The organism is Acinetobacter radioresistens DSM 6976 = NBRC 102413 = CIP 103788, from assembly GCF_006757745.1.
GTDB classification, from domain to species: Bacteria; Pseudomonadota; Gammaproteobacteria; order Pseudomonadales; family Moraxellaceae; genus Acinetobacter; species Acinetobacter radioresistens.
Window position 1 is genome coordinate 1 of the sequence record NZ_AP019748.1, and the last position, 4376, is coordinate 4376.

Consider the following 4376-nt stretch of genomic DNA (forward strand, 5'->3'; position numbering starts at 1 on the left):
TAAATTGACATTGTCAAATTAACAGTAAAGTATTAACTCACCTTAACCCCAGTTTACAATATGAAAAAATTATCAGTTTCAGAATTAGCTAAGCTGTATGGATATTCAAGACAAGCTATATATGCACATATAAATAAAGGAAATTTATCAAAAGGTTCTGATGGATTAATTGACTTTTCAGAAGCTTTAAGAGTATTTGGAGAACCCCAAAGTAAAGTATCCGATGTCAACTTGAGTCAATCAACTAACAGTCAAAATTTGACTGAAGTTGACTTATTAAAACGACAGGTTGACATACTTGAAAAACAATTGAATCAAGCTTTACTTAGAGAAAACCAATCATTAGAACGTGAATCTTTCTATCAAGAACAAATTGAAGCTATGCAACGTCTTTTAGAGGCCCCAAAACCTCATATCCCTACGTGTGTCGACCCAGAGCCTACTCAGATGACAGAGGAAAATGAAGAAGAAGTCACAGCTATGATGCAAAAAGAACCAGAGGCTAGTGAAAATAAGCGTATTCCTGTGCCTGAGCACATTGAACCAGAGCCTGAGAAAAAGGGGTTTTGGAGTCGTTTTTTTAGACCCTATGATTAATCAAGATTGTTTAATCTAGATGAATAAAAACATGGGGAAATGATCAAAGAATAGGCGTGGAACGTGAAAAATGCATAAAAAAGCCCAATCACAACAGATTAGGCTTTGAATAACACGATAAGAAATTGAATTAAAACAAAATATTTAATTGATTTCGTATAACGTGCATTATGTTAATTTTAGCAGAACTATAAAATTGAAATAGTAAAGATGCCCTAGACCCCCTACAAGTCTAGAGCATTCAATTAATCTGGCATCACAAGATATGATCTATCGGGGAGATAAAATTTGCCATCACTTGTTTCATGGCTATAGCAATCTACCAAAACAATTCTATTAGGATTATTCAGCTTATCCCAAACAAAATGTAGAACCCAGTCTGATGTAGAATATTTAAAACCTGGCTCAAATTCTGGATATCCAATATGGACATGCCATAAATTATTAGATCTGGCATATGCCGTATCTTCTTCTGTTAAGCAGTTCCTCCACGAGTGAGAAATTTTGCCTTCATACTGATTAAAATTATCAAGTAATCCATGATCTCTAAAGGTATCAATAAATTTCTTGATCATCCCTTTAATATCAAGGGGAAAGTTTGTCCATTGCTCAGCGAATTTTTCGCTATATTCAATTACATAAGGCGATTCATCGTCGCACGGTTCCATAAAATCTCCTTCATAAGTTATCCTCATGTTGTCGGTTAATTGATTGGATCATTTCAGTTATTACCTCAATGTTCTTTGATGTATAAATGTCAGTCTTACCTTGAAAACTAACAGTCCCAGTGTTGGCAAAGATGTTACAAATAAGACCATCTATGCGATACACAATTTTTCCTATCGTAGGTTCTTCTCTAGAAGCAGCTCTAAAACGATTTTTCATAGAAGAATCTAAAATAGATGTATTAAAACAATGTAATTTAGACATTTTTTGAATTACCGTAGAATAAATTTAAAAAATTGAATTTCGTAATTTGGAATAATAAATATCATTATAATTATTCAATAATGTTATCTTACATTTAAATTTTACTTTGTCAAGCTTTTTTTTTGTAATTTTTTTAAATTCCCTTGTTTTTCATACAAAATGGCTATATATAGTCTCTGTACGATAAGATTTCGTACTATCTACAATAATAGCAATCTATTTTTATTTTATTTGTGAGTAAACCATGTCAATCGTATCTACCCGGTCAAATAGATCAGTAGAGAGTAAGCCTCAACTATTTGACAGAAACCGAATTGAAAAGGCTTTAAATTCTGAAATACATTCTCTACCTAATCGTAAACTTTCCATCGATGAACTAGATGAAATTTTTGCAAAAGTAGCTCGAAAGAAATAAAAAAAACCGGCATCTTTGTCGGTTTTTTTTATTTTTAATCTATTCTTTTTTTTCTAAGAAAAAATTTTTCAGCAAACAAATTAGGATTAGTAATCCGGATATTTTCTTGGCACTTTTCACACAACATCAGACCTGCAAAAAACTGTACGTTTTCTCTGTCATCACACAAAGTACATGGCCGTGGAAATTTCACTACATTGGTATCACTCACAATCTCTTTATTCATCATTATTTATCCTTTTAAAAGCTTATTTCTTTATAAATAAATTTCAGCGGATAAATGTTAAAAATTGCTATTTTTAAGAACTTTTGTCGAAAATAATTATCAAATCAAAGAACATTAACTGACCGTTTTGACATATCTCCCTTGAGAACTTAATTTTCTAAAACAAAACAATAAATGTTCACTCTATATTTTAATATTTTTCAGTTACTTAATGTCACTTTCAAGTAGTTTTTGTGAACATTTGCTTGAACAAATTATTTACCATATTTATCAAAAGCTTAACTACAAAAAACACCTGTTTTTTTGAACAAATTACTGAACATTAAATTATTAATTTAAAACAATAGCTTACTTTGATTTCAGCCCAATTTTTTGAACAAGATTCTTCACTATAGAAAATAAAGCAATGCCTTGTCTAATCAAGGTTTGAAGGCTGTCATCTTTAGATGCGTGGTGTGTGAACCAAAAATTTCCGGTATGTACCGGCTTCCAATCCATTTAATTGACTTAACTGACAGTAAAGATAGTGCTTGGCCAAAAGAGATCCTGACTATTGTGTTTCTAAGAGAAAAATCTATAAACGGAAATTCTAGCCTACAGGTCAAAAATAAAACCCAAGTTAAAACGCTCTCACATGCGATTTCAGCCACATTTTTACTTAAGACATAGAATCCATTATTGAAATGAGTAATCAGGTCAAAAAACGCAAATGAGCGCCAAATAGAGGCTATTTTTTTCTAATCGGGATGAATAGAGCGAGTGTCTACGAGCGGAGTATCAAAATTCGCACCTCGACTCTCTGAAAAACAGCTTTTTAGGCTGTGAAGTCTAAATAAGCGTAAATCACATGCAGAAAATTGGGCCTAGATCGAGCGTAGCGAGTAAAAAAGCTTTATGAGCGAAGCGAATTCCAAGTTTCTTTTGCTCTTGCTTTTGCTTTTTCTCAAAGTCACAACAGGATGATCTAAAAAATTGCCCCACGAATCGAGCGAAAGCGAGATTCAATAGAGTTTGAGCGTAGCGAAAACCAAGGGCAATTTTTCACTCCCAATGCTTTTAATTATTTTTAAAGTTTTTAAATGCTTTTAGACCTGCTGTAAGCCTTTATACATAAGGGTTTAAGAGCTTATACCACTACGTTTATCGACCCATATCACTACGTTTATCGACCCATATCACTACGTTTATCGACCTATATCACTACGTTTATCGACCATTTGACTACTCCAATATTTAATGTAGTATTACTACATTATTTTATGATGTAGTAATAAGAATAATGAAAGACTTAGTTGTCAAAGATAATGCTTTAATTAATGCAAGTTATAACCTTGATTTAGTTGAGCAAAGGTTAGTTCTATTAGCAATCATTGAAGCCAGACAAACAGGTAAAGGAATCAATGCTAATGATGCGTTGGTAATTCATGCGTCAAGCTATATTGAGAATTTCGGTGTAGAAAAACATACGGCTTATGCTGTTTTGAAAGAGGCAAGTAAGGTCTTATTTGATAGGAGATTTACTTATCAATCTTTAACAGACAAAGGGAATATAAAAACTACTCATAGCCGTTGGGTAAGCGAAATTAGCTATATTGATAATGAAGCATCTGTAAGTCTTATCTTTTCACCAGCAGTCGTCCCATTAATTACAAGGCTTGAAGAACGCTTTACTAGCTATGAATTAAAGCAAGTAAGTCAATTGACAAGCAGATATGCAACTAGACTTTACGAACTATTAGTTGCTTGGCGCACCACTGGTCAAACTCCAGTATTTGAGATTTCAGAATTTAGGCAGCAACTTGGTATTGCGGATGATGAATACACGCGCTCAGATAATTTCAAAAGAAGAGTTCTAGATATAGCTATATCCCAAATCAATACTTTTACAGATATCAAAGTTAAGTCTGAACAGCATAAAACTGGGCGATCAATCTCAGGCTATAGTTTTTCATTTAAGCCTAAGACATCAGTTAAAAATATTTCTAAAGCAAGCAATGAACAGTTAGAACTGATTGGCCAATTGACAGATAAACAGATTCTTTTGTTCTCTGGTAAGTTAGCATATGAACCCACATTCGCATCAAAATATAGTAAAGCTGGTGAAAGCTATGATGACTTTATAATTAGAATTTCTGGAGACTTAACAGATCCTAAAAAAATTAAAGAATACTCTCCATATCTAAAAGAATTAGGATTTAAATAGGTATG

General features: G+C 32.7%; 4 protein-coding genes. 2 read left to right on the forward strand and 2 right to left on the reverse strand.

Translation table 11 applies throughout. The annotated features are described in order from the left end of the window. Positions 1-60 precede the first annotated feature (60 nt). Positions 61-597 (forward strand): plasmid replication DNA-binding protein, encoded by a 537-nt coding sequence (locus tag ACRAD_RS16370; RefSeq protein WP_005022087.1) that lies wholly within the window; start codon positions 61-63, stop codon positions 595-597. Positions 598-842: 245 nt separating this feature from the next. Here the strand turns inward: ACRAD_RS16370 and ACRAD_RS16375 are convergent, their stop codons facing one another. Next, complete coding sequence (locus ACRAD_RS16375; protein WP_005022084.1) at positions 843-1265, reverse strand: hypothetical protein; 423 nt, start codon at positions 1263-1265, stop codon at positions 843-845. Positions 1266-1976: 711 nt separating this feature from the next. After that, a complete protein-coding gene (locus ACRAD_RS16385; RefSeq protein ID WP_005022077.1) occupies positions 1977-2171 on the reverse strand; it encodes a hypothetical protein in 195 nt (64 codons plus the stop codon). Positions 2172-3447: 1276 nt separating this feature from the next. Between ACRAD_RS16385 and repM the strand changes: the two genes are divergently transcribed. Further along, positions 3448-4371: a replication initiation protein RepM gene (repM, locus tag ACRAD_RS16390; RefSeq protein WP_005022088.1), complete on the forward strand. Its 924-nt coding sequence runs from the start codon at positions 3448-3450 to the stop codon at positions 4369-4371. The last annotated feature ends 5 nt before the right edge of the window (positions 4372-4376 follow it).

Bases quoted from the DNA above. Each gene is read 5' to 3' on its own strand.
- ACRAD_RS16370 (WP_005022087.1), top strand. From the start codon at position 61: ATGAAAAAATTATCAGTTTCAGAATTAGCTAAGCTGTATGGATATTCA.
- ACRAD_RS16375 (WP_005022084.1), bottom strand. From the start codon at position 1,265: ATGGAACCGTGCGACGATGAATCGCCTTATGTAATTGAATATAGCGAA.
- repM (WP_005022088.1), top strand. From the start codon at position 3,448: ATGAAAGACTTAGTTGTCAAAGATAATGCTTTAATTAATGCAAGTTAT.
- ACRAD_RS16385 (WP_005022077.1), bottom strand. From the start codon at position 2,171: ATGATGAATAAAGAGATTGTGAGTGATACCAATGTAGTGAAATTTCCA.